General features: G+C 49.3%; 23 protein-coding genes. 6 read left to right on the top strand and 17 right to left on the bottom strand.

The window, feature by feature from the left end:
• Nucleotides 1–268: 268 nt before the first annotated feature.
• The 3 genes from glpK to ACTQ1O_RS03900 all read left to right on the top strand — a co-directional run bounded on the left by glpK (nucleotide 269) and on the right by ACTQ1O_RS03900 (nucleotide 3590).
• Complete coding sequence (gene glpK / locus ACTQ1O_RS03890; RefSeq protein ID WP_441486194.1) at nucleotides 269–1774, top strand: glycerol kinase GlpK; 1506 nt, start codon at nucleotides 269–271, stop codon at nucleotides 1772–1774.
• Nucleotides 1775–1976: 202 nt separating this feature from the next.
• Nucleotides 1977–2309 (top strand): hypothetical protein, encoded by a 333-nt coding sequence (locus ACTQ1O_RS03895; RefSeq protein WP_441486195.1) that lies wholly within the window; start codon nucleotides 1977–1979, stop codon nucleotides 2307–2309.
• A gap of 261 nt (nucleotides 2310–2570) precedes the next feature.
• Nucleotides 2571–3590 (top strand): tyrosine-type recombinase/integrase, encoded by a 1020-nt coding sequence (locus ACTQ1O_RS03900; RefSeq protein WP_441486196.1) that lies wholly within the window; start codon nucleotides 2571–2573, stop codon nucleotides 3588–3590.
• Between the two features lie 135 nt (nucleotides 3591–3725).
• Here ACTQ1O_RS03900 and ACTQ1O_RS03905 read toward each other — a convergent pair whose 3' ends face one another.
• The 7 genes from ACTQ1O_RS03905 to ACTQ1O_RS03935 all read right to left on the bottom strand — a co-directional run bounded on the left by ACTQ1O_RS03905 (nucleotide 3726) and on the right by ACTQ1O_RS03935 (nucleotide 9918).
• Complete coding sequence (locus ACTQ1O_RS03905) at nucleotides 3726–4256, bottom strand: HD domain-containing protein (RefSeq protein ID WP_441486197.1); 531 nt, start codon at nucleotides 4254–4256, stop codon at nucleotides 3726–3728.
• Between the two features lie 181 nt (nucleotides 4257–4437).
• Entirely contained in the window at nucleotides 4438–6024 is a 1587-nt protein-coding gene (locus ACTQ1O_RS03910; RefSeq protein WP_441486198.1) for a L,D-transpeptidase family protein, read from the bottom strand.
• Between the two features lie 223 nt (nucleotides 6025–6247).
• Nucleotides 6248–6511, bottom strand: a complete 264-nt coding sequence (locus ACTQ1O_RS03915; RefSeq protein ID WP_441486199.1) for a hypothetical protein — start codon at nucleotides 6509–6511, stop codon at nucleotides 6248–6250.
• A 30-nt stretch (nucleotides 6512–6541) separates the two neighbouring features.
• Nucleotides 6542–7186: a lysoplasmalogenase gene (locus ACTQ1O_RS03920; protein ID WP_441486200.1), complete on the bottom strand. Its 645-nt coding sequence runs from the start codon at nucleotides 7184–7186 to the stop codon at nucleotides 6542–6544.
• 52 nt (nucleotides 7187–7238) lie between these two features.
• Nucleotides 7239–7646, bottom strand: coding sequence for a DUF6483 family protein (locus ACTQ1O_RS03925; RefSeq protein WP_441486201.1), 408 nt, complete (start codon nucleotides 7644–7646; stop codon nucleotides 7239–7241).
• Nucleotides 7647–7742: 96 nt separating this feature from the next.
• Nucleotides 7743–9053, bottom strand: coding sequence for a homoserine dehydrogenase (locus tag ACTQ1O_RS03930; RefSeq protein WP_441486202.1), 1311 nt, complete (start codon nucleotides 9051–9053; stop codon nucleotides 7743–7745).
• Nucleotides 9054–9207: 154 nt separating this feature from the next.
• On the bottom strand, nucleotides 9208–9918 hold the full coding sequence (locus tag ACTQ1O_RS03935) for a Crp/Fnr family transcriptional regulator (RefSeq protein WP_441486203.1): 711 nt from the start codon (nucleotides 9916–9918) through the stop codon (nucleotides 9208–9210).
• A gap of 345 nt (nucleotides 9919–10263) precedes the next feature.
• Here ACTQ1O_RS03935 and asrA point away from each other — a divergent pair, with 345 nt between their 5' ends.
• Genes asrA through asrC form a run of 3 tightly spaced genes read left to right on the top strand, consistent with a single transcriptional unit; the run spans nucleotide 10264 to nucleotide 13206 of the window.
• Nucleotides 10264–11328 (top strand): anaerobic sulfite reductase subunit AsrA, encoded by a 1065-nt coding sequence (gene asrA / locus ACTQ1O_RS03940; protein ID WP_441486204.1) that lies wholly within the window; start codon nucleotides 10264–10266, stop codon nucleotides 11326–11328.
• Entirely contained in the window at nucleotides 11315–12115 is an 801-nt protein-coding gene (gene asrB / locus ACTQ1O_RS03945; protein WP_441486205.1) for an anaerobic sulfite reductase subunit AsrB, read from the top strand. The genes asrA and asrB overlap by 14 nt, the downstream gene beginning before the upstream one ends.
• 14 nt (nucleotides 12116–12129) lie before the next feature.
• Nucleotides 12130–13206 (top strand): sulfite reductase subunit C, encoded by a 1077-nt coding sequence (asrC, locus tag ACTQ1O_RS03950; RefSeq protein ID WP_441486206.1) that lies wholly within the window; start codon nucleotides 12130–12132, stop codon nucleotides 13204–13206.
• Between the two features lie 271 nt (nucleotides 13207–13477).
• Here the strand turns inward: asrC and ACTQ1O_RS03955 are convergent, their stop codons facing one another.
• The 10 genes from ACTQ1O_RS03955 to ACTQ1O_RS04000 all read right to left on the bottom strand — a co-directional run bounded on the left by ACTQ1O_RS03955 (nucleotide 13478) and on the right by ACTQ1O_RS04000 (nucleotide 23475).
• Nucleotides 13478–14125 carry an AAA family ATPase gene (locus tag ACTQ1O_RS03955; RefSeq protein ID WP_441486207.1) on the bottom strand — a complete coding sequence of 216 codons (648 nt, stop codon included), beginning with the start codon at nucleotides 14123–14125 and terminating at the stop codon, nucleotides 13478–13480.
• Between the two features lie 174 nt (nucleotides 14126–14299).
• A complete protein-coding gene (locus ACTQ1O_RS03960) occupies nucleotides 14300–15217 on the bottom strand; it encodes an RluA family pseudouridine synthase (RefSeq protein WP_441486208.1) in 918 nt (305 codons plus the stop codon).
• Entirely contained in the window at nucleotides 15214–15762 is a 549-nt protein-coding gene (lspA, locus tag ACTQ1O_RS03965) for a signal peptidase II (protein WP_441486209.1), read from the bottom strand. The genes ACTQ1O_RS03960 and lspA overlap by 4 nt, the downstream gene beginning before the upstream one ends.
• 119 nt (nucleotides 15763–15881) lie before the next feature.
• Nucleotides 15882–16979, bottom strand: coding sequence for a 3-dehydroquinate synthase (aroB, locus tag ACTQ1O_RS03970; protein ID WP_441486210.1), 1098 nt, complete (start codon nucleotides 16977–16979; stop codon nucleotides 15882–15884).
• A 375-nt stretch (nucleotides 16980–17354) separates the two neighbouring features.
• On the bottom strand, nucleotides 17355–17951 hold the full coding sequence (locus ACTQ1O_RS03975; RefSeq protein ID WP_441486211.1) for a cell division protein SepF: 597 nt from the start codon (nucleotides 17949–17951) through the stop codon (nucleotides 17355–17357).
• A 176-nt stretch (nucleotides 17952–18127) separates the two neighbouring features.
• Nucleotides 18128–18835: a YggS family pyridoxal phosphate-dependent enzyme gene (locus tag ACTQ1O_RS03980; RefSeq protein ID WP_441486212.1), complete on the bottom strand. Its 708-nt coding sequence runs from the start codon at nucleotides 18833–18835 to the stop codon at nucleotides 18128–18130.
• Nucleotides 18836–19005: 170 nt separating this feature from the next.
• Nucleotides 19006–20334, bottom strand: a complete 1329-nt coding sequence (locus ACTQ1O_RS03985; protein WP_441486213.1) for an HlyD family efflux transporter periplasmic adaptor subunit — start codon at nucleotides 20332–20334, stop codon at nucleotides 19006–19008.
• A 177-nt stretch (nucleotides 20335–20511) separates the two neighbouring features.
• Entirely contained in the window at nucleotides 20512–20937 is a 426-nt protein-coding gene (locus ACTQ1O_RS03990; RefSeq protein WP_441474444.1) for a twitching motility protein PilT, read from the bottom strand.
• A gap of 185 nt (nucleotides 20938–21122) precedes the next feature.
• The gene (locus ACTQ1O_RS03995; protein ID WP_441486214.1) at nucleotides 21123–22349 is read right to left on the bottom strand and encodes a D-alanyl-D-alanine carboxypeptidase family protein; all 1227 of its coding nucleotides are present in this window, start codon (nucleotides 22347–22349) and stop codon (nucleotides 21123–21125) included.
• Nucleotides 22285–23475: an FtsW/RodA/SpoVE family cell cycle protein gene (locus ACTQ1O_RS04000; RefSeq protein WP_441100141.1), complete on the bottom strand. Its 1191-nt coding sequence runs from the start codon at nucleotides 23473–23475 to the stop codon at nucleotides 22285–22287. Before ACTQ1O_RS04000 ends, ACTQ1O_RS03995 begins: the two co-directional genes overlap by 65 nt.
• Nucleotides 23476–23567: the final 92 nt, after the last annotated feature.

A 23567-nucleotide genomic window follows, 5' to 3' on the forward strand; every position in this document is an offset into this window, starting at 1 on the left:
TTGTCAGAGAGGTTAAGATGCTGCCAATTGAAAAAACAGCTTGCTAATTTGGTAAAAGTGCAATAAAATATAACTGTTTCCGAAATGAATCTATGAGATTTACCTAAAGAGTTAAAGAGTTAAAGAGTTATAGAGTTATAGAGTTATAGAGTATACGCACTGGAGTTGGATGGAGTCAGTCGAAAAGCGATAGAAAAAGACTATCGTCTATTGACTGACTTTTTCGTTTGCTTCCACAAAGCAGCGGACAAGGGAGGTTTTTACAATTATGGCAAAGTATGTGATGGCACTGGACTCGGGTACCACAAGCAACCGTTGTATTCTGTTCAACAGCAGAGGTGAAATCTGCAGTATGGCGCAGAAGGAATTCATGCAGTACTTCCCTCAGCCGGGCTGGGTGGAGCATGATGCCAATGAGATCTGGCAGAGTCAGCTGCAGGTAGCGCGTGAAGCGATGCGGAAGATTGATGCCGCGCCAGAGGAAATTGCGGCAATTGGCATTACGAATCAGCGTGAAACAACAATTTTGTGGGACCGCAGAACCGGGCAGCCGATCAGCCACGCAATTGTCTGGCAGTGCCGCCGTACCGCTGATTTCACAGAAAATCTGAGAGTGAACCGCCCGGAAATTGTTGATATATTCAAGAAGAAGACGGGGCTCATTATCGATCCGTATTTTTCCGGTACGAAAATCCGCTGGATTCTGGATCATGTCGAAGGTGCCCGGGAGATGGCGGAGAAGGGAGATCTCTGCTTCGGGACCGTGGACAGCTGGCTGATCTACAAGCTGACCAAGGGAAAAGTGCATGTGACCGATTATTCCAACGCATCCCGTACGCTGCTGTTTAATATCAATACTCTGAAGTGGGATGAGGAGCTGTGCGACATTCTGGACATCCCCATGAGTATTCTTCCTGAGGCGAAACCGTCAAGCTGCATATACGGAGAGGCGGACAAAGAATTTTTCGGGGCACCGGTTCTGATTGCGGGAGCAGCGGGAGATCAGCAGGCTGCGCTGTTCGGGCAGACCTGTTTCAAGCCCGGTGAGGCAAAAAATACCTATGGTACCGGCTGCTTTATGCTGATGAATGTGGGGGATAAGCCGGTATATTCCGAAAACGGGCTTCTGACGACGATCGCTTGGGGGCTGGACGGGAAAGTGGATTATGCCCTTGAAGGATCTGTCTATGTAGCAGGAGCTGCGATTCAATGGCTTCGGGATGAGCTGAAGATTGTTGATTCCTCACCGGATTCTGAATATTTTGCGACAAGAGTCCCGGACACGAATGGATGCTATGTGGTTCCTGCTTTTACCGGACTCGGAGCTCCGTACTGGGATCCGTACGCCCGCGGCGCCATAACAGGGCTGACCCGCGGCGTAAACAAATATCATATTATCCGGGCAACGCTGGAATCTCTGGCTTTCCAGACCAGCGATGTGCTTCACGCGATGGAGCTGGATTCGGGAATTCATCTGTCTTCGCTGAAGGTGGACGGCGGCGCAAGCATGAATAATTTCCTGATGCAGTTTCAGTCCGATATTATCAACACACCGGTGAGACGCCCGGTATGCGTGGAAACGACGGCTATGGGCGCCGCTTACCTCGCAGGGCTCGCAACAGGCTTCTGGAGCAGCAGAGACGATGTCATGCATAACTGGTCCATAGACCGTGAATTCCGGCCTCAGATGGACGATGAGACCCGTACAAGGGAGCTTAAGGGATGGAAGCAGGCAGTCCGTTCGACGCTCGGATGGGCAAAAGATACAGAATAAGATTGTAAATCAGGTACCGGTTGCTTCTCTGATAAAAGGCTGTATAATGATAACTATATCAGCATCTACAGCGATATCGGATATTTCACATATCATTTGACTTGTGCGGCTTTGACATGTGCTGCTTTATGCCGGTCGGCCGGCATGATGTGTTTGCTGTAAAGCTGTAAGAAAAAGATATTTTTGCCGGAGGAAATAAGATATGGCAGATCTGAAGGATTGGTCCTTGCATTATAATGGAAAATTTTTCTGGGTGCGCGGATATGTGTACCGTAAGTATGACGTAAACGACGGAACACCCGTGACAACATCCGCAATTATTCGTGTGGACAAGGATAAGGACGGGCTGGATATTTATACCGGACATTCTTATTACAGATGCGATTATGATCTGCATGCGCAGGACCGGAACGACCTTTCTTATGAAAAACTTCTTCCTGGAATTGTAAAATCAAACGCAATACCTGCAGATGTCCGGTCAGCTGCAGCAGAGGAAAGAGATCGCATAGAACGGGAGAAAAGAAACCCCAGATAATCAATAGAACGGGAGAAAAGAAACCGCAGATAATCATTGGATAACGCAGATAATTCGATGAGGCAGATCATTGCTCATAAGGACATATAGGAGTATTAATTTCCGGAAAAGGGATATAAAATGTCGTAAAATTGTTATTTTGCGACACTTTATATCCCTGTCTGTCTTCTCTCATTCTCATCTTTGTCCAGATTTTTCGCCCATTTTATCGGTGCGGCCTCCGTCAGGCCGCATCATCGCAAAGCCGAAAGGATTTCATTTATGAAATACAACGAAGAAGTCGATATTCTCACCATGGAGAAAATCAATGATCTGTTGACAGAGCTTCCGCAATATGTGAAAAACTACATCAGCAACCTTGCTGCGGGAAGCAAGTCGCGGCGGACAATTCTGAATTATCTCTATGACATTCGCGGGTTCCTGACATATACGGCAAATGCTCAAGGTATTGATGTCATGGATCTTTCGGCGGATACGCTCGGACAGCTGAACAATTTTGATTTCGATGATTATTTCGGCAGCTTCCGCACCGGAAAATCTGAAGGCAAGGCCAGAAAGCTTGCGGCGCTCCGTTCCTTTTATAAATTTTTGAAATCATATGGCTTTATTGCGCACAATCCGCTCTCTGAGTACAGCATTGAGCTGAAGCAAAAAAAAGATCCCAGGCGGGATCTGCAGTTCATGAATACGGAGGAAGTAAATCAGGTGATGGCCGGGGTGATGACCGGAAGCTCACTGGCCTCCGAGCATCAGAAAAAATGCAACCGGGAAAATCAGTACCGCGACACTGCCCTCTTCACTCTCATGCTGAACACGGGGATCCGGCTTTCAGAGTGTGTGGGAATCGATCTCACGGATGTTCTGTGGGAGGAACATAAGCTTGTGATCCACCGCAAGGGAGGGATTGATGATATCGTCTTCCTGAATGAGAATGCGGAAAGCGCTCTGCGTGATTATATACGCTATGAGCGGGCGGAGGATGCAGACGATCCGGCGCTTTTTCTTTCCAATCAGAAGCGGAGAATCACACCGAGATCGGTGCAGCGCATCGTGAAAAAATACACGGAATCAGTTGTCCCGGACAAGAATATTCATGTCCATTCGCTCCGGAAGACTTTCGGAGACAACCTCTATCAGGCCACCCACGATATCAAGCTTACACAGCAGGCACTGAATCACTCGGATATCAGCGTAACGGCCGCCCACTATATCACCGACAATGCGGAGAATAAGAAGACGGCCGTTGAGATTATTCAGGACGTATATAAGGAAGATTCTTGAAGGCAGGTATTGTTAACTGCATCTAATCCGTTACTTGCAGTCGTATAATTCTCTGCAGCTTTTACTGTATTCACGGATCAAATATACCCCGACATATGAAGGGATCAGGTATTGATCCGATCCCGACATGTTCATTTATGCGGCAATGTTCAAAATGAAGGGATCAGGTATTACCTTGAGATTTCTCTTCTCCCACATCCGGCGGACGGGGGGAAGCATCCTCTCACCGACGGCGGATACCTTATCGGCAACCGTGATCACCCATCCTTCCCTTGTTCTTGGTGGTGCAGCCAGCAGAGGAAACATGTGGTGCATACAGATATCATAGACCTTGTCCCTGTCTTCCGGATCTGCGAAGAAAACAGAAAGATTAGCGGATTCAATCGGATGAAGTCTGCACATAGATGAACTTGAGGTGAAGCGTTCTCGACCCAGGATGCCGAGATCATGGCACAGGCAGCCGACAACCAGTGCCCTGGTGTCCGTGCGGATATGAAGCCTGGCCAGCATGTATCCGATGCCAAGGGCAACAAAGGTGACGTTCAGAGAATGCATACCCACGGTTGAGCTGTGATGATGACACTGCTCCAGAGCTTCCCGGAACTTCAGACTGTTGAGAACCGGTTTTCCATATTTTTCAATATTTGAGATATTTTCTTCCTGCAAGATTATCCTTCCTCCGGATTCCGGTAAAATACTGATCCATTAACGATTTGTCTTTTCAATCCCTTATTATATATCTTTTTTGAACAATAAAAAATAAATTTTTAATAAAGCGCCGCTGACTCAGGATTTTACAGACCAGTACAGGAAGGTCACAATCTGGGCTCTCGTTCTTAAATTCATATCAGCCGGCTGCGGCTGCGTTGTCCGCCATTGTCGCAGAGTCTGACGCATAGGTTGAATCTGCGGGTTCTGTGCCGGGTTCATAGTAGATCACGATCGGAACACCAGCGTCGATGTTTTCATAGATGGACTGTGCTACATTCGACGGAAGATTCAGGCATCCGTTTGATCCGTTGGTCTTGTAGATTTCACCGCCGAATGCGGTGCGCCACCACGCATCGTGAAGACCTTCACCCTCATAGAACGGCATCCAGTACTGAACCTTTGTGGAGTAGTTCGCGCCCACCAGAGTGGAAGGACTTTCCTTGTATGCGACAGGGAAGATGCCGGTCATGGTGCCCTGGTTTTTCGAGAGGTCACCGCTTACAAGGTCGCTCTCCAGAAGCAGGGAGCCGTCCTTGTAATACCAGAGGTGCTGCTTCGTCAGGTCGACTTCCACATAGGTTCCGGCCAGATCGTCCGTTCCGTTCCTCTTGTAGTAGTACGGATTTCCATAGTCGTTGGTCTGAACGTATATCGGCTCACGGCTGATGGACTGGCCTGCCTGAAGATCCTTGATCAGTTCCGCAGTTTCGGAATCCTCATCAACGGTGTACCCGTATTCCACCTTTCCGGCCGGAAAATCAATGGTCAGACCGCCCGTGGTCTTGAAGGTTTTTTCAATATGACGGGTATTGTATTTATTCGCAAGATCACTCACCCATGCGGCGGCCTTGTCCTTGTCCACGGTGCAGCTTCCGTCGTCTGCAATGGTGAGCCAGTCCTTGAAGGTATCGTATGTAAGTGTCTCGCTCTGATCCCCGAACTGGTAGGTGATCGCCATATCCTTGTAAGCCTGAAGCTTCAGCTCCTTATTCTTGTCATCAGCTTCCTTCTGCAGATCTGTAGTATCCATATTCACTGTCTCTGAAGTGTAACAGTCTTCGGGAATTGCGATCTTCAGAGTGCCGGTGAGTGTACCGTTTTCGGATGCGCTTTCAATTGCGTCCCGGACTGCCTTCTGGAGTTTAGTGTCATCCACTTCATTTCCCTGCACCGGCTGTGTGACAACGTAGGTGTTGGTGGAAGAATCCAGATTAACCGCAGCCTCGACTGATTTTACACGGGCGACACTGAACTTTGAGCTCTGTACAAAAGAGTCAAAAGTGGCCTCATCGAATGAATATACGTTGTCTGCGGAGATGTTATCTCCTCCGGCTGTGTTCTGCAGATATGCGCTGATGCTCTCTGTCTGTGCTTCTCTTGCCTTTTCAAGAGAGGCTGTCATTGAGTTTTTGTCCAGACTGTATCCGTAGTCGGACAGATCTCCGGTCAGCACCGTCTGGTCATTTTCGGTAATATCAATCGTCACCGGCTGACTGTTCTGAATGATCTGATCAGCAACTTGTGAGGGCGTCATACCGGAGATATCAGCACCGTTGAAGGTGGTGTTCTTCATGAAAGTGTCTGTATGCTTCGCGTGCTGATAAATCGCAAATACCGATATAATGCCGATGATGATAACTGCCAGCAACACGATCAGTATAATTGTGCTGACGGAAAGATTTCTTGTTTTCTGATTGTTTCTGGTACTTGAAGCTTTATTCAAAAAATATCACACTCCTGTCAGCGGCACGTAAGCTGCAGAGCAGCTGTCGTGACGCGGATACTTATACATATTGTGGTGCCCCGCATGCGGGGGATTAGGATTTGTTGTAAACTGTTGGTTTCTCCGGACATGATAAAACTTAGCCGGATGGTATTTCTGATTTCAAAACAGGATTATACCCGTATATGGTAAAAAAAACATTACAAGAAAAGATAATTTTGTGTCAGATTTTGCACAATGTATTTTTTGACCAGTTTTTTCTGCTGCGGGTAAATGCCGTGACCGGAATCTGCGGCACATCCTGCATAAGCGCACCCGGTACGATGAGGAACTGCGCCTGCATAAGCGCACCCGGTGCGATGAGAAACTGCGCCTGCATAAGCGCACCCGGTGCGATGAGAAACTGCACCTGCATAAGCGCACCCGGTGCGATGAGAAACTGCGCCTGCATAAGCGCACCCGGTACGATGAGAAACTGCACCTGCATAAGTGCACCCGGTACGATGAGAAACTGCGCCTACATAAGTGCACCCAGTACGATGAGGAACTGCGCGGCAAGGTATGTCGGCATAACCCATGTGCCGCTCTTCTTATGAAATACCTGGAAGGAAAGGATGGTGTCGGAAGCGATAAAGAGCATGGTTCCTGCCCAGGTGATCATTCTTCCGGAGGTTTTCCCTGTCATATACATCAGGTAAGAACTGAAACTCATGGCCAGAATAACACCGATGTAGAGGCTGACCGGCACCTTTGCCCTAGGGTCCATGCCGGGAAAAAGTTTCTGAACGACAAGGATCATGTAGAGAAAATAGATCATGAAGATGACACTGATCGGGATGGGCCGCAGCCAGGATACCTTGATGTTTCTCCAGAAATCAATAATATAGAAGACATGGCCTGCCAGAAAGGACAGCAGACCCGGAATAAAGTACTCCTCCCGGAGAAGAAACGTATCTCCAAGAAATCCTCCGATCAGAGCCGGAATCAGAAGATACCGGATTTCCCTTCCCGACACGGAGACGGATGACAGATAAAATACAATCAGCACCGGCATCAGCAGCGGCTTGAAGAAATGCTCCTTATCCGTCTGGTGGAAACGAAGTTCCAGAACACTCAGTATACAAAAGCACACCAGTGAAAGGATCGATACACAGAGTGCCATTTCAAAGTCTCCTCCCCTAAATAATAAACCACCTTGTAAAACCGTCTTCGGGTCAGAATACCTGTACCAGGCTGCCGAGTCCGTAGGTTTCGCATACATTCCGGATGCCATCGGTGACTTCCTGACGGCTGTACTGGTGTCCTTCCAGAAAATCGTCGGATTTGTCATTGAGGTACGCGTAGAAATAGAGCGCCGTGCGCATATTCCCCCGGTCGCCGGTTTCGATCAGATCATAGACTTTGTTTTCCGCGTCATTGATGTCTCCGTCATCTACCATGGACTGTAGTTCGAAGAGAGCTTCGGAGGTGTCGTCCATCTGTTCGTTGACATTCTGCACCTCTCTTCCGCTCTCCCGGGCTGCAGTGTTATACGGAGTCCGGTCGGCCTCGCCAAACACAATTTTTCGCAGTGTATTCAGGATCTCCCGGTTCTGCCGGGTTACATAATCATCTTCAAACATAGTGGATATCCTTTTGCAATTTGCTTTTCTGATACAAATAATCGTAAAAAATCCGGAGGACTTATTCTTCTGCGTACAAAAAAACAATCCGGAGGACTATTCTTCTACGCGCATCACGGTTTCGACGGATTTCACGCAGTGATTTTCCAGAAGATCATCGAGCGCGTCGCTGACGATTGTCTTCTCTACATTGGCAAAGATAAAAATCAGCGGGACGATGGGAGCCGACGAGGTTCGCGTGTCGCTGTTATTTCTGCCCGGCCGCTGCAGGGCTGTCTCGATGCTGATTCCGTGCGCTCCGAGGATTGTAGTGATTCTGCCCATGACGCCGGGGATATCCTCAGCCATCATCCGCACATAGTATTTGTTGCTGCCCTCACCGATGAATTTCAGGTCGGCGTCGTAGCGCAGCTGCGGAACGATATCGTAGGCGGAATCCTTCTCCCACTTGCGGGCCACACCGATCACATCTCCCATGACAGCGCTTCCGGTCGGAAGCGGACCGGCCCCTCTGCCATAGAACATCAGATTGTCAACCGCGTTGCCGGTGATAAACACGGCATTGAATTCATTGCGGACATTCGCCAGAGGATGGCTGACCGGAACGAGCGACGGCTCCACGCTGGCGGAAACCTCTCCGTTCTCCTCACGGGCACTCGCAAGCAGCTTGATCTTATATCCGGATTCCTTTGCAAAGGCGATGTCATCCGATCCAACGTGGGTGATGCCCTGTGTAGGAATCTGATCCGGTCCTACACCCAGACCGAATACCAGAGATATCAGAATCGAGAGCTTATTCGCCGCATCGATTCCCTCCACATCAGCGGTCGGGTCTGCCTCCGCGAATCCTTTTGCCTGTGCGTCCCGGAGGATATCGGCGTAATCCTTGCCATTTTCTTCCATCTGCGTCAGGATATAATTTGTTGTTCCATTCAGAATGCCGTGAACGGAGCTGAATTCGTTGGACAAAAGGGCAGTCGTCAGGGAGGTCAGGATCGGAATTCCGCCTGCCACAGCAGCCTCGAAACGGAGCAGCACATGGTGCTCCTGTGCAAGCTGCGCAAGCATGCGGCCATTTGCGGCAATTGCCGCCTTGTTTGCCGTGACAACGCTCTTGCCGTTCTCGAGCGCCCGTGCCATAAACGTGGTGGCTGGCTCAATACCTCCGATCAGTTCCACGACGATGCTGATCTCCGGATCGTTCAGGATGTCATCTACATCCGTTGTATATTTCTCGCGGGGAATGTCGATTCCGCGGTCCTTTTCAGGGTGACGGTTCAGAATCTTCACGATTTCAATATCCAGTCCGGTCGTATCCGCGATCTTCTTCTGATTCATGGCAAGTGCCTTGTAGGTTCCCTTGCCGATGTTGCCGATTCCAAGCATACCGACTTTTATTTTTTCCATGATTGTTCTCCACTCCCGGTGTATATTTGAATGATGGTGTATATAATATAGAATAAATATGGTTATTCTGTGAATTCATCGGATCAGAAATCCGATTGAATTTATATTATAACAGAATGTCTGCAGCTGCGCACAATTTTCTTATGAAAGGCTTTCATTGATATTGTGCGGGAAATGCGTGAAGCGGATTGCGGAGCAGAATAAAGGTATTCTTGTGAAAATCGAGAATGCCATCCTGCTTCAGCAAAGCAAGCTCACGGCTGAGTGAGCTTCGGTTCGCACACAGATACTCCGCCATTTCCTCGCGGTTCAGCGGGATTTCGATGTAGCGGGTGTTCTGCTTCTCTGCCTGCAGCGACAGATAGCTTAGAATCTTGCTCCTCAGGTCCGGCTTGGATACGATCTCTATTTTTTCTATCAGCTGCATATTTTTCTGCCCGAGAAGATCATACAGATTATTCGCAAGGTTCACATGAAAGACGCACTGATTGCTGCAGGGATGAAGGATCCGGTTCAGGGACAGGAAAATCACACGGGTATCTTCCGCCGCACAGAAAGTGACCCTCGAGGCAGTCTGCTTCATGATGTTGAAGGTCTCTCCGAAAAGTTCACCTTTTCTCATATAGATGATGAAAATTTTATTGCCCCGGACATCCTCCCGGATCATATCCACCCTTCCGGACAAAACAATACCGATAAACTTCACATTTTCCTCTTCCATAATTATATGCGATCCCTTTTTAAAGCTGGAAATATGACTGTCCAGATGACCGGCCAGCGCTCCGATCTTCCCGGAATCGAGTCCCGCGAAAAGAGGTATCTCTGCCTCGCATATCTCTGCGATTTCTTCTTCTTTTAACCGCATGCTGTTCCTCCGTATCCATTGACTGTCCGGCAGATCGGGCCAGACGTAACCTTAAGCAAAATTATAGGACGCAGTCTCTCTTTTCGCAACCGGTCTGTCGGAGTCATACGGCCTGCGGACACAGTGTGTTACACACAACAAACCGCAATCGTGTTGAAGCAATTGATCATTAACGTTGCGTGTGCAACCAGATAAATATGCGGGAGTGATATAATTGTAATGATGAGTCAGATACGCATTGTTAAATTTTTAACTATAATAAAATCGGTATTCTTTTTTCATAGTATTTGTTATATTTAACAGTGTGGAAGTAGATGTCCTGTATATATACGAGGAGGTATTTACATGGGATACACGCTAGATGGAGCCGGATTCTCTCAGGTGGTGAAGAATCTCGGCCAGAATTATCGAATCTTTGCGCCTGTCCGTAAGGTCGGGGAAGGAAGATTCACGGACACGGATGTTATCCGCTATGAATTCATTACGGATGCGTCGGAAATCGAGCTTCAGAAGAAGTCGGACTACTCTTTCAAGGAGATCCTGACGCCGCTGTCTGAGACGCTCTTCTTCTTTACGGAGAATGTTGTGAAGGAAGCGGACCGGGATACCCGGGATGTGATTGTTTTTCTTCGAAGCTACGATATTCACGCGGTAAAAAGGCTGGATCAGATCTATCTTGGCAATGGACCGAAGGATTATTTCTATGAGAACATTCGTGATCATGTAAAGTTTGCGCTGATCGCCGGTGATGAGGCGGATGATCCGGACGGCTTTTCGGCCAGCATGGGTACCAACCGGGCAACAGAGGGATATCTGTTTTCTGTAGAGCAGACGTCGGATGGATTTCTCTGTGATGTGCCGGACACTTCCCTGGAGTCTGTTTTTGAAGAGGCCGGCGGTGTGAAGGCAGAGGTCACGCCTTCCTATCCCGTCAGGAACCGGACCAGGGTGGAAATTCCCGATGAAATCCCGAACAGTATCTACAAGGATCCGATCTGGGATGAATACACGGCGAGATGTATCGGCTGCGGCCGGTGTACCCTTGTATGTCCTACATGCACCTGCTTCACCATGCAGGACATCTACTACACCGACAATGGGAAGGTCGGCGAGAGACGCCGTGTAAATGCGTCCTGCATGATTGACGGTTATACGAACGTAGCCGGCGGCGGTCAGTACAGAAGAACGCAGGGAGAACGGATGCGGTTTAAGGTGCTTCACAAAATCTATGACTTCCGGAAACGCTTCGGCTATGATATGTGCGTCGGCTGCGGCCGCTGTGATGCTGTTTGTCCGGAGTACATCTCCTTCTCCAAAATCATCAATAAGGTGAATCAGAGAGTGAATGAACTCGCTGCGGAATCTGCGGATGCAGCGGGAAAGGAGGCAGGTGCAAATGGCAGCAAATGAAAAAAATCCATACATTCCCTTCGCGTCTGAGATTCTGGATGTAATCCGGCACACAAAAAAGGAATATACCTTCCGTCTCAGCTATTCGGGAGCGGTAAAGCCCGGTCAGTTTTTTGAGGTATCTGTTCCGAAGTTCGGAGAGGCACCGATTTCTGTCAGCGGCATCGGTAAGGATTATATCGATCTGACGCTCCGCAAGGTCGGCAGAGTCACAGATGAAGTCTTTGAGAAATATAAAGGACAGACTCTCCTGCTTCGCGGTCCGTACGGAAATGGTTTTGACATGGATCTCTATCGGAACAGAGAAGTTCTGGTGATTGCCGGGGGCACCGGCGTATCACCGGTTCGCGGTGTTGTGAGCGCATTCGCGGACGAACCGGATGCTGCGGACAAGCACGTTATTGTTGGATTCAAGAGCCCGGACGACATGCTGTTCCGGGATGACCTGAAGATATGGGATGAGCGTCTGGATCTCTGGCTCACCGTTGACGGAGCGCCGGAGGGATATGACGGAAAGATCGGTCTTGTGACCAAATACATCCCGGATGTGAAAATCCGCGATGTGGAGAAGGCCGCGGCGATCGTGGTCGGTCCGCCGCCGATGATGCGTTTCTCCGTTATGGGGCTTCTCGAGAAGGGTTTCCGTGAGGAGAACATCTGGGTGTCTCAGGAAAGAAAGATGTGCTGCGGCCTCGGAAAGTGTGGACACTGCAGAATCGGCGAGAAGTACGTCTGCCTGGACGGTCCGGTTTTCAACTATACCGAGAGCAAGAATATGCTTGACTGAGGAGGGAGATATCTATGGGTTACGATTGTAATGTAAAGAAATTAAAAAAGAACAACTTCCGTCAGTCGAAGGTCAGAGGAGAAGTCGCCTCCCGTGTGCGTGTGCCGGGAGGAAGAATCGATGCGGCCTCTCTCGCGAAGGTTGTTGAGATCGCGGTTAAGTACGGCACCGGAGAAGTAAATCTGACAAACCGTCAGGGCTTTGAGATTCCGGGAATTCCGATTGAAGATGTCGAAGAGGTGAATAAGGCGCTGCAGTCCATCATCGACGCGAGCGGAGTGACACAGGCGCCGAACAAGCCGGGCGAGGGCTACCCCTCCTCCGGAACCAGAAATGTCGTCGCGTGCCCGGGCAAATCTCTGTGTCCCTTCGGATGCTACGACACCAAGGAACTTGCAGCGAAAATCGACAAGCTGATCTATCCGAACGATCATCACGTGAAGATTGCCTGCACCGGCTGCTCTAATGACTGTGCGCATGTCAGATTGAATGATTTCGGTATTATCGGGCAGACAGAGCCTCAGTACAACCCTGACCGCTGTATCGGCTGTGAACAGTGTGTGAAGTACTGCAGCAGACGAAGCGTAGGTGCGCTCTCTGTCGTAAATGGAAAGATTGTCCGCGATACGGACAAATGCATCGGGTGCGGTGTCTGTGTCATCTACTGCCCTACCCGCGCGTGGACGCGAAGCAAAGAGCATTATTTCCGTGTGTCGCTTCTCGGACGTACCGGAAAGAAGAACCCGCGGCTGGGTGTTGATTTTCTGAAATGGGCGGATGAGGAAAGCATTCTCAGGATTATCAAGAACACCTATGATTATCTGGATGCTTATCAGGACAGAGGAGCGGTTGAGAATAAGGAGCATATTGGCTACATTGTTGACCGCACCGGCTTTGAAGAGTTCCTGAAGTATATCATGAGGGATGTTCATTTCGGACCGAAGACCGAGATGAACGGAAGACCTTACTGGGGCGGCAAGCGCTACGATCAGACCAATGAACTCCGCTCCTCCATGTACCGTTTCTCCGACCGTCCGTACGACGGATACTCCGGTATCCCGAGAGAGGACCAGCCGCAGAAAAAGAGATAACCGAAAAAAGAAACAGGAACGCAAAAACAATACAGAGAACAACAGAAACGCCAAACGGGGCTGCCGCACATTTTCGTGCGGCAGCCCCGTCCTTTCTCTCAGCCTTCACTTTCCAGAACCGGCTGCAATCACAGTGTTCACTTTCAGAACCGGCTGCAATCACAGTGTTCACTTTCAGATCTGGCTGCCATCACTCAGTCGCAGCCACAATCCTCGCTCTCCGTAAGAATCGATTGTAATCACAGGCTTCAGTCCCCCGTATTTGCCGAAATCAGTTCTTATCGGTAATGCCGTGGTGATATCCGCTCTCCTTGTGAGCAATCGCGTTCTTGATAATCTCCACGCAGCCGTCGATTCCGAACTTCGAACTGTCCAGACAGAGATGGTAGCTGTCTACAGATCCCCATTCCTTGCTGGTATAGTAGTTGTAGTAGCTGGAACGGCTCTTGTCGTTCTTCCGGATCCGGTCTCTGGCCTTATTGTCCGTCAGATCATACAGATTGGAAATCCTTCTCACCCGGACATCGAGATCCGCGTGAATGAATACACTCAGAAGATTCGGGTTATCCTCGAGCGCGTAATCCGCGCATCTTCCGATGATAACACATGGTCCCTGCTGCGCAAGCTTCTTCACGGTGTCAAACTGTGCCAGGAATACCTTCTGGTTCAATGGCATATCGTTCATGACATTCGATGTGTAACCGAAGGAATAGGTATCCATTACCAGAGAATACAGAAAACTGCTGGTCGGTTTCTCATCCTGATTTTCAAAAATTTCCTTGGCGAGTCCGCTGTGCTTGGCGGCCTGGTCGAGAAGCTCCTTGTCGTAAAACGGGATCTTCAGATCTTCTGCAAGCAATTTGCCGATCAGATGTCCGCCGCTTCCAAATTCACGTCCGATTGTAATGATGGTCTTCATAACAAGTCCTCCTTCCTGCATCCTGCTGTAGCAAGAAATTTTCTAAGTCCATTATAACATGAACCCTCAAAAAATCACACACAAATTTATGCGAAAAGGATATGTTTTTGTATACTTTTATAAAATAACTGTCAGTTTGCACAAATATAATCAGAATAAAGCGGAGGACAAAATTCAGGCCAGTTTTATCAGAAGTTTATTGAAATAATCCGGCAGCGGCGCGGTGAATTCCAAATATTCGCCGGTAACCGGATGCTGAAAACCGAGAATCATGGCATGAAGCGTCTGGCCCTGCAGTCCCTTCACCGGGCATCTCTTTGGCCCGTAGAGTTCATCGCCCAGGAGCGGGTGACCGATATGTGCCATATGTACGCGGATCTGATGGGTTCTCCCGGTTTCCAGGCGGCATTCAATGTAAGTGTAGCCGTTCAGCCGCTGAAGCACGCAGACATGAGTAACGGCAGGCTTGCCCCTGCCGTCCGGGACTACGCACATCTTCTTGCGGTCAACCGGATGGCGTCCGATATTGCCCTCGATTGTAATTTCGTCTTCCGTCAGGTTTCCGTGAACGATCGCGCGGTATCTGCGGGTGATGCTGTGTACGGCAAGCTGAGCGGCAAGGCTTTGATGAGCAATATCATTTTTGCAGACGACAAGCGCTCCGGTCGTATCCTTGTCGATCCGGTGAACGATGCCCGGCCGGAGGACACCGTTGATCCCGGACAGACTGTCTCCGCAGTGATAGAGCAGAGCATTTACCAGAGTGTGCTCATAATGCCCCGCGGCGGGATGAACGACCATATTCTTCGGCTTATTGACGACGAGGAGACAATCATCTTCATAGAGAATGTCGAGAGGGATATTCTCGGGCAGAACAGGCGGCTCCTGATTGTCGGGAATTGTCAGGTGAATCCGGTCTCCGGCCTGGATTTTGTAATTGGCTCTGACCGACCGGTCCGCGACAAAAACGCTCTCATTCTTCAGAAGCTTCTGAATATGGGAGCGTGACATGGTTTCAAGCTGTTCGGTCAGATAGATATCAATTCTTTTATCCTGGTCTTCCGGCTCGACGGCAAACGAGATTTCTTTCATTGTGCGTCCTCTTTTTGATTCGCGTTGTTCTTTCGCCCGAAGATCTTCTGCAGATCCGTGTCCTTATAGTGAAACAGAACCAGGATAATCAACAGAATCACAGATACGGTGACGTAGATATCCGCAACATTAAAGATCGGAAAATTAATGACGGAGAAATAAATAAAGTCGATCACATATCGGTGCATGATCCGATCGATCAGATTGCCGACCGCCCCTGCGCAGAGAATGGCAAGGCTCCACAGAAGAGGATTGAATTCAGATGTATTCTGTGGGATCTTCCTCATCAGCCAGATGGCGAAAATCAGAAAGACTGCGGTCAGAATATAAAAGAACCACTGCTGATTCTGAAGCATGCTGAATGCTGCTCCGTTATTCTCAAGGTAGCGGAGTTCAAGAATACCGGGAATCAGAACACGTGCCTCTCTTCCGGCGAGATGGCTGACGGCGAGGTACTTAGTAAACTGATCGAAAATCACAAGGATTGCGCCCGCAATCAGCAGGAGAAGCGGACTGGTTCGTTTTTTTTCAGCAGTATTGCTCATGGGTAAACTACAGATCCTTTCATAATACAGCATGTGGTGCCTCGCTTGCGGAAGTGCGCAGCACGGAGCAATCCGAAGCATATACAGCATGTGGTGCCCTGCTTGTGGAACAGGGACGTTTATTTAATAAGTACAGATGCTGCTTCGCGCAGCTCCTCGTCCGTGACGCTGCTGTCAATTACCGCGTTGCCGATACCGTCAAGAAGAATAAAGCGGATATGCCCCTCTTCCATTTTCTTGTCGGATCGGGTAGTCCGGACGATTTCATCAACAGTCAGGCCGCTGACAGAGGTGGGAATCCCGAAATCCCGGTGAAGCTTCTGCAGCCACCGGTAATCTTCCTCTGAGATCATGCCACGCTTCATAGATAGCCAGGAAGCTCCGATGGAGCCAATCCCGACACACTGACCGTGAAGGAGTTCGAAGTTCTTGCATTTCTCAATGGCATGGCCGAGCGTATGGCCGAAGTTGAGGATGGCACGGAGTCCCTTATCCTTTGGATCATCTTCGACAACGGACGCCTTTACCCTGCAGCAGGCGCGGATCACAGTCGCCAGAGCATCCGGATCTCTCCGGAGGATCTCTGCCTCGTGGGAATCGATCCAGGTGAGCAGATTTCTGTCGCGGATCGCACCGGTCTTCAGAACCTCACCCATGCCGGATGCAAACTGATCCTGCGGAAGTGTCTTCAGTGTCTTCATATTCATGTAGACAAGGCGCGGCTGAAGAAATGCGCCTACCATATTTTTATACTGTTCAAAATCGACACCTGTTTTTCCTCCGACACTGCTGTCCACCTGCGCGAGCAGGGTGGTTGGTATCTGGATAAAATCGATGCCTCGCAGATAGGTGGCTGCCGCAAAACCGGTCAGATCACCGGCGACGCCGCCGCCAAGCGCGGCGAGGATGTCGTTTCGCTGAAACTTGTGCCCGATCAGAAAACGATAGAGGCCGTTTACCGTATCCAGACACTTGTGCTCCTCCCCGGCCGGAAAAACGTAGGTTTCAACCGTAAGGCCAAGCGGAGCAAGTGCCTTCTCAACCTCGCCGGCATACAGAGGCGCCACATTGCTGTCGGATACCACACAGATTTTTTTTGCCCGGAAACCGCTGATCCGGCGGATTTCATCCGCAAGGGTCTGAAAGCTGCTCTCCCACACAATCCGATAGGAAAACTCCATGCCTGAGCTTTTTCTCTCTACAATTAATGATTCCATAATAATCTCCTTCTCAATCCTTTGGCGCCTGTATCCTACTGCTGAAGCAAGAGGGGCTCTGCGATATTATCTGATAAGAGAAAAGCATCAGTAAGAATCGCTTCTAACTGATGCCTGTAGGATTGCGGGAGTGCGAAGCACGGAGCAATCCGTAGCTTATACAGTGTGTGGCATGATGTATCGTATGGCCGTTACTGTAATCATTTGAACAGATACGGAAGCCCGGTAAACTGACCTGTAATCGCCCGGTCAGAACCGGATTACCCGGAATGCTGCTCTGTCATTATTCAATCAGAACCGGATGCCAGGAATGCTGCTCTGTCATTATTCAATCAGAACCGCATGACCGGAAAGCCATCGCGATGAAAAGCTCTGTCAGAACGCGGTGCGCATTGTCGGCATCGCGCCGTTCAGAAGGTCCTGAATGTCTCCGGAAATCTCGACGGTAGAAGGAGTCAGAATGAAGATGTAACTGGAAACCTTCTGCAGTCCTCCGCCGATTGCATAACAGGAACCGGAGGAAAAATCAATAATTCTCTGTGCGAGCTCGACATCAAGTCCCTCCAGATTCAGTACAACGGTACAGCCGGAAAGCAGGGTGTCTGCAATCTCCCGGTAGTCCTCGACCTTTGCCGGTTTGATCACACAGACTTCCATGCCGTTGCGGGAGGACGATGCGGCGCGATGCATCGGTGTTACTTTCTGTGACGACTGTGCTGCAGGTCTCGTCTGCATGCGGGCTGCTGTGGTATATCTTCCTGAGGTCTCCGGCTGTGCCTTGCGAACCGGCTCCTCCTCTGTCTCGCGTACTGTATTTACGCTCTTGCGGCTTCCAAAATGCTTTTTCTTCGGCGCCGGTTCTTCTTCCGGCTCATCACCATAATCATCATCGTCGTCATCGAAGAATTCATCGTCATCATCATAATCGTCATTCAGACGTACCGCGTCAAGGAACTTATCAAAAAATCCCATCTTATCATTCTCTCCTAACAATTTCTTACAGACTCAGGGGCAGCATTTCAGGAGTGTGAAGCACGGAGCAATCCGCAGCTCATACCCATTGCAGCGCCCCGCTATCGGAACCTGGCCGTTTACGTCACAATTTTGAAGCCGGCCGTAATGCCATGGGAAAACACTAAAAACATGTCTTACTGTTTGTGTGAATAATCGCGTGCGCCGAAAATAGCGGTACCTACACGGACAAGTGTGGCACCCTCTTCGACAGCGACAATATAATCATTGGTCATCCCCATACTCAGAGTCTTCATTTCAACATTCTCATTATCAGTGTTTTCATTGTTGATGTCAACACTTAATTGTCTCAATTTGCGGAAGACCGGACGGTTGTCCTCAGGGTTCTGCACAAAGGGAGCGCTGGTCATGAGGCCGCTGACAATGACATGCGGAAGCGTTTCTGCAATTCTTTTCACAAGCTCCGGAGCTTCTTCACAGGAAACGCCGAATTTTGTATCTTCCTCCGCAACATTGACCTCGATCAGGATCGGAATCCGGCGGTTGTGCTTAACCGCTTCCTTCTCGATGGTCTGAGCAAGCTCATAGGTATCGACGGCATGTATCATGGTGACGTATTCCGCGATGTACTTGACCTTGTTCCTCTGCAGATGACCGATCATATGCCAGTGAATATCTTTTGGAAGGTCATCATGCTTCTGGCGGAGTTCCTGAATATAATTCTCACCGAAGTCACGTACCCCGGCGCGGTAAAGCTCTTCGATGTTCTCCTCCGGCTTTGTCTTGCTGACTGCGATCAGCGTGACATTCTCCGGATTCCTGCCCGCGCGGGCGCAGGCCTCATCGATGTTCCTGCGAACAGCTTTATAATTTTCCAAAAGCATCTTCAACACCTCACATTTCTGTATATATATGACACCCCGCTTGAGAGGCAGGGGCATTTCCGGTAAACCACCATACGAGATATATTGTGACACAAACGGTAAAAGCTGAGCATTGCTCTGTGCTTTGCACTCTTGTAATCTTTCTACATAACCTGGATCTTTATGACGCATTACCGGAGAATCTCCGCCTCGTTCACGGTGCTTCCGTCTCTGACAATATAATCATACTGGGAGATTCCGTAGTTTGTGCCCTCCTCTACCAGACAGTATTCATCATTCTGATCGATGATGTCGATCTTGCGGAACTGTGCGTAGCCGCGGTTGATACAGTAAACCCCCTCCAGGGACGCAGTAGCCCCGATGGTATAGGTGTCACTGGAATCCGGCTTTAGGATGAGATCACCAGGCTGGAAATCCGCTTCATCTACATAGTAAACCTTCTGCCCGGAATCATCCGTGGTGCTCTCATACAGATCGGCTTCCACAAATTCTGTGGAGGAACTGTCTCCGCTGCCCTTTGTCTGTTTCATGAAACCGTCGGAATCGTCATCGCCTCCTGTCGTCAGATAATCTACCGGAATTGTGTAAAATTCCTTTGTGACGATGGAAGAAAGCGGGATTTTCAGCCCGGTGTCCGTATTTGTCACCAGTTCAATATTCAGGAACCGGTCATCCGCGTACCGCACCATACCACTGTACAGGGTGATTTTTGCAAAATGTGTGCCGTCTCTGTCAAACAGAGTGAGATCTCCGTTCTCGGAATTCCCGTCTTTGCTGAACTTCACCCGGACTGTTGACTTTGTGGAAAGAGCGGCATATTGCCGGTCAGTTAAAGGAAAGACAAGATACCAGGTGTCATCGGTCGCAATGCGAAAGATCGGATCTCCCTTCGAAACCTTGTCGCTGGTCCGGAGCTGTGTGCTCTCATAGGATTTGATGTTAAAATCATCCAGGGTGACGTCCTGCGGTGTCAGCGTCTCATATCCGTCTGTCGTATAGGTAATGACACCGTCGTTATCTGCCTGACAGGCAGTTCCGTTGACAGAGGATGGATCACTGTCGTTGATGACGGTAGAGTTCAGGGAATACTGAAAGTCATAGACGGTTCCGAAATTATCCTCATTATATGCTCCCGTAAATTCCGAGGCAAGCTGCCGGATTTTGCTGATGTCGGAGTCTGCCAGCTTGACCGTGGAGGAAGAATCCGGACTGGAGCCGATACTGCACACGATGTCATTCCTGGATGCCCGGGCACTGTCCTGCGTATAATAGCTGACATACCCTGAGGCCGAAGCATCAACCAGCTCTTCCGACCGAAGCGCAAGCACCGAATAGGATTCGTTATTTGAAAGAGTGCCGGAAGTTACCATATATGAGGAAATGTGCTTTGAGGTCGCATAGATAAAGATCGTGATGATCAGATACAGGAAGAGCGCTCCGAAGATCACGGTGCCGATATTGAAATTTATTCCGTGTTTTCTTTTATTCTTTTTTGCCACAGTTGCCTCCTGCATACGCTTTGACTCCTTATTCTAGCATTATCCGAAATTTATTACAAGCAAAAGAAAGCTGCCCGCAGGGAGGCATAAAGAAAGCTGCCGCAGCAGGTGCGGCAGCTTTCTGAAGTCCCGTTCGGAACCAAAAACTATAGGCTGAATTCGATATATGTACGGATATTACAGAGCAAGGAGGATCTTTTCCTGCATATCTGCGCTCAGTTCTTCCTTGTCCATGGACATGCTGATGACAAAGTCAACATGGAACATTGTGCTGATCTGCTCGAGCTGTTCGATGCAGTCGTCTACCTTATCCTTGTTGTCTTCAAGCTTCGTCAGCTTCAGGAAGCCATCGAGATACATCTGCTCGATATCACGATTCTGAGAGATGATTCCGCAGATAAAACCGACAAATTCATTGTAGTCCTTTAACGGATAAACGGATACATCAATCAGGCGGATCTTGTTGTTCAGCTCAAGCATATGCTTTGCGCTCTTGTCGAGATATACGATATCTCCGCTCGCCGACCTGACTGCTGTATTCACCTTGTCCAGAATATATTTGGTTTTTCCTTTTCCCTTTTTGCCTACAATTAATTGAACCATGGCTGATTCCTCCTTGAGCAGTATCGTAATGTAAAATACATTGGTGTAGCATAATTTCCCGAAAAGCTGCATAACCGACACAGACTGGCACGATTTAATTGTCTTTTTGACTAAAATCGTTTCGGGTTGATGGTTTAATTATAGTGTATTTATACAAAAAAGGCAAGACACTTTCCTTATTTTCATCAGGAACCGGAGACTGAGGAAACACTCTCCTCCGTATTGGAGGACGAAGACACCTTTTCGGCTCCGGAAGTGGAAGTATCCGTTCCGGAGGATGAGGATTTCGCTCCGGAAGAGGAGGCATCCGAATTCGTCAGACTGAGCAGCTTGCTCATATCGTTGTACAGAGTATCCTTCGTATCGGCACCGGTGACGATTGCGATAAAGGGAACGCCGTAACCGTTCTGTACGACGAGAGCAAGGCATGACCCGGCCTGATCTGTTGTACCGGTCTTGCTCGCAAGAATCTGTACATTGGAAGGCAGAGAATAGGTTCCGTCGAGATATTCATCGGTTGTGATGGACAGGAAGGTGCTCTCTCCCTCGGTTCCGGTGACGCTTGTCTGGTACTGGGACTGTGATGCGATCTTTGAAAAATCAGGATAATCCTGATAGACACGGTTCAGCATCAGATAAATGTCATATGGTGTTGTGTAGTGGCTGTCGTCGTGGAGTCCGGAGGGATTGACAAAATGGGTTCCCGTCATCCCGAGCTTCTGAGCTTCCGAATTCATTATCTCCACGAATTTATCCACGCTGCCGCCGACCGTTCGGGCAATCGCCATGGCCGCGTCATTCGCGGAGTATACCAGAAGCAGGTTCAGCAGATCTTCGAGCGCAACCTTGTCTCCGACTTCAAGCTGACTGGACTGCGCGTCCTCACCGAGCTGAAAATCCGCATCCGTCATCGTGACCTGCTGCGTAAGGTCTGTGCCACTCTCAAACGTCACGAGAGCGGTCATGATCTTCGTCAGGCTGGCAGGATAAATTTTATCGTAGATGCCCTTTGCATAGAGACTGGTGTGGTCCTCGAGATTAAACAGAAGCGCCCGTTCATCATCCTCAGTGAGGCTGAGGCTTCCGGATCCGACTTCGGATTCGGAACAGACAATTCCCTCGCTCTCCGTGTAATTCGATGTACTTTGAAGGGTGAAGGGAGAAAGCTCCTCGGCCCCATTCTGGGCGGAGAGATTATAGGCCTCGGATGTGTCGAGCGTCGTGCTCCGCGTGAAGATCAGATGAATCAGAACAGCTGCCAGCACAAGGATCACCGCGATGAAAACTGCCGCGATACGATGCAGGAGACGCTGCCGTCTGCGCCTCGCATTCCGGCTGTATTTTCTCTTATGCCTTCTTTCCGGTTCCGGATTCGAAGGAGTCCGGTTTGAATGTTTCTCCTGTGTAGACATATTTTCCTCCATAGTCAAAATATTTCTTGCGCTGCAGACTGATATTCATCACCACACCCATTCCGATGTAGAGACTGATCAGAGAGGTCAGGCCGTAGCTCACAAAAGGAAGCGGCGTTCCGGTATTCGGGAGAAGGCCTGTTGCGACGCAGATGTTAATAAAGCTCTGTATCGCGATCAGGCATCCCATACCGTAGCAGACCAGGGTGCCGGAGAGATCTTTTGCCGCTCTGCCCGCCAGAAAGCAAAGCAGAATGATCAGGAACAAGAGGATGACAATAATGGCGCTTCCGATGAAGCCCAGCTCCTCTCCTGCAACCGCGAAGATGAAGTCGTTCTGAATCTCGGATATGAAATTGCCGCTGTTCGCGGAAAGATCCGTGTTGTTCAGCCCTTTCCCGGTGACCTGGCCGGAACCGATTGCCATGATGGAATTCTGCTGCTGCATCTTGGAGTCGGAATACTCCTCGCTGTCATCGGAGCTGAGGAAGGTCATGATACGATCCTTCTGATAATCGTCGACGATGTGGAGATCCGTTTTGACGATCAGGAGAAACATCACCAGCACAACCGGTACGATTACCGCGAGGATAATGCCGATCTTCTTGTAGCTGAGCCCTGCTCCGAAATACATCAGTGCGAATACAATGGTCATTGTGATGGTATTCTTCAGGTCCGGCTGGCTCAGGATGAGGAACAGCGGGAATGCAAGAAGAATGATTGACCGGAAAACTGTCTTCCAGGAGTTCAGGTTTTCTTCATGGTTCATAAAGTACATGGAAAAAAACAGAATCATCATGATCTTGCACAGCTCGGTCGGCTGGAACTGGAATCCTCCGATGTTGATCCAGCGTGCCGCTCCCAGCGCTGTTGTACCGAACAGGCGGACCATGATCAGCAACAGAATGTTAATAATGTAGATGATCCAGTAAAAATGGAGAATCCAGCTGTAATCGATCAGAGATATCACGATCATCAGCGCAAGCCCCATCAGAAAGCCCATAAGCTGTCTGCTTCTGAGGGTCGGATCGGCGGATCCGACGAGGACCACACCGATCGAACTGATGATAATCAGCAGAAGCATCAGCATGAAATTGTAATCTTTCAGTTTATATAACTTCAGCATTCGATATTTTCCCTTTATCTGTGCGCCGGCTCAGTCGGCAGCGATTTTCTCCGTGCTCAAATCACATCCCGGGCGAATTTTGCAAATTGTTG

The sequence above is a fragment of the Bilifractor sp. LCP21S3_A7 genome, from assembly GCF_052118825.1.
Lineage (GTDB): Bacteria > Bacillota > Clostridia > Lachnospirales > Lachnospiraceae > Bilifractor.

What these genes read in the sequence shown, in the direction of transcription:
- ACTQ1O_RS03930 (WP_441486202.1), bottom strand. Translation starts at nt 9,053, where the DNA reads ATGGAAAAAATAAAAGTCGGTATGCTTGGAATCGGCAACATCGGCAAG.
- ACTQ1O_RS03900 (WP_441486196.1), top strand. Translation starts at nt 2,571, where the DNA reads ATGAAATACAACGAAGAAGTCGATATTCTCACCATGGAGAAAATCAAT.
- ACTQ1O_RS03920 (WP_441486200.1), bottom strand. Translation starts at nt 7,186, where the DNA reads ATGGCACTCTGTGTATCGATCCTTTCACTGGTGTGCTTTTGTATACTG.
- asrC (WP_441486206.1), top strand. Translation starts at nt 12,130, where the DNA reads ATGGGTTACGATTGTAATGTAAAGAAATTAAAAAAGAACAACTTCCGT.
- ACTQ1O_RS03895 (WP_441486195.1), top strand. Translation starts at nt 1,977, where the DNA reads ATGGCAGATCTGAAGGATTGGTCCTTGCATTATAATGGAAAATTTTTC.
- ACTQ1O_RS03990 (WP_441474444.1), bottom strand. Translation starts at nt 20,937, where the DNA reads ATGGTTCAATTAATTGTAGGCAAAAAGGGAAAAGGAAAAACCAAATAT.
- ACTQ1O_RS03960 (WP_441486208.1), bottom strand. Translation starts at nt 15,217, where the DNA reads ATGAAAGAAATCTCGTTTGCCGTCGAGCCGGAAGACCAGGATAAAAGA.
- asrA (WP_441486204.1), top strand. Translation starts at nt 10,264, where the DNA reads ATGGGATACACGCTAGATGGAGCCGGATTCTCTCAGGTGGTGAAGAAT.
- lspA (WP_441486209.1), bottom strand. Translation starts at nt 15,762, where the DNA reads ATGAGCAATACTGCTGAAAAAAAACGAACCAGTCCGCTTCTCCTGCTG.
- ACTQ1O_RS03975 (WP_441486211.1), bottom strand. Translation starts at nt 17,951, where the DNA reads ATGGGATTTTTTGATAAGTTCCTTGACGCGGTACGTCTGAATGACGAT.
- ACTQ1O_RS03995 (WP_441486214.1), bottom strand. Translation starts at nt 22,349, where the DNA reads ATGTCTACACAGGAGAAACATTCAAACCGGACTCCTTCGAATCCGGAA.
- glpK (WP_441486194.1), top strand. Translation starts at nt 269, where the DNA reads ATGGCAAAGTATGTGATGGCACTGGACTCGGGTACCACAAGCAACCGT.
- asrB (WP_441486205.1), top strand. Translation starts at nt 11,315, where the DNA reads ATGGCAGCAAATGAAAAAAATCCATACATTCCCTTCGCGTCTGAGATT.
- ACTQ1O_RS03925 (WP_441486201.1), bottom strand. Translation starts at nt 7,646, where the DNA reads ATGTTTGAAGATGATTATGTAACCCGGCAGAACCGGGAGATCCTGAAT.
- ACTQ1O_RS03980 (WP_441486212.1), bottom strand. Translation starts at nt 18,835, where the DNA reads ATGCTTTTGGAAAATTATAAAGCTGTTCGCAGGAACATCGATGAGGCC.
- ACTQ1O_RS04000 (WP_441100141.1), bottom strand. Translation starts at nt 23,475, where the DNA reads ATGCTGAAGTTATATAAACTGAAAGATTACAATTTCATGCTGATGCTT.
- aroB (WP_441486210.1), bottom strand. Translation starts at nt 16,979, where the DNA reads ATGGAATCATTAATTGTAGAGAGAAAAAGCTCAGGCATGGAGTTTTCC.
- ACTQ1O_RS03955 (WP_441486207.1), bottom strand. Translation starts at nt 14,125, where the DNA reads ATGAAGACCATCATTACAATCGGACGTGAATTTGGAAGCGGCGGACAT.
- ACTQ1O_RS03935 (WP_441486203.1), bottom strand. Translation starts at nt 9,918, where the DNA reads ATGCGGTTAAAAGAAGAAGAAATCGCAGAGATATGCGAGGCAGAGATA.
- ACTQ1O_RS03915 (WP_441486199.1), bottom strand. Translation starts at nt 6,511, where the DNA reads ATGCAGGTGCAGTTTCTCATCGTACCGGGTGCGCTTATGCAGGCGCAG.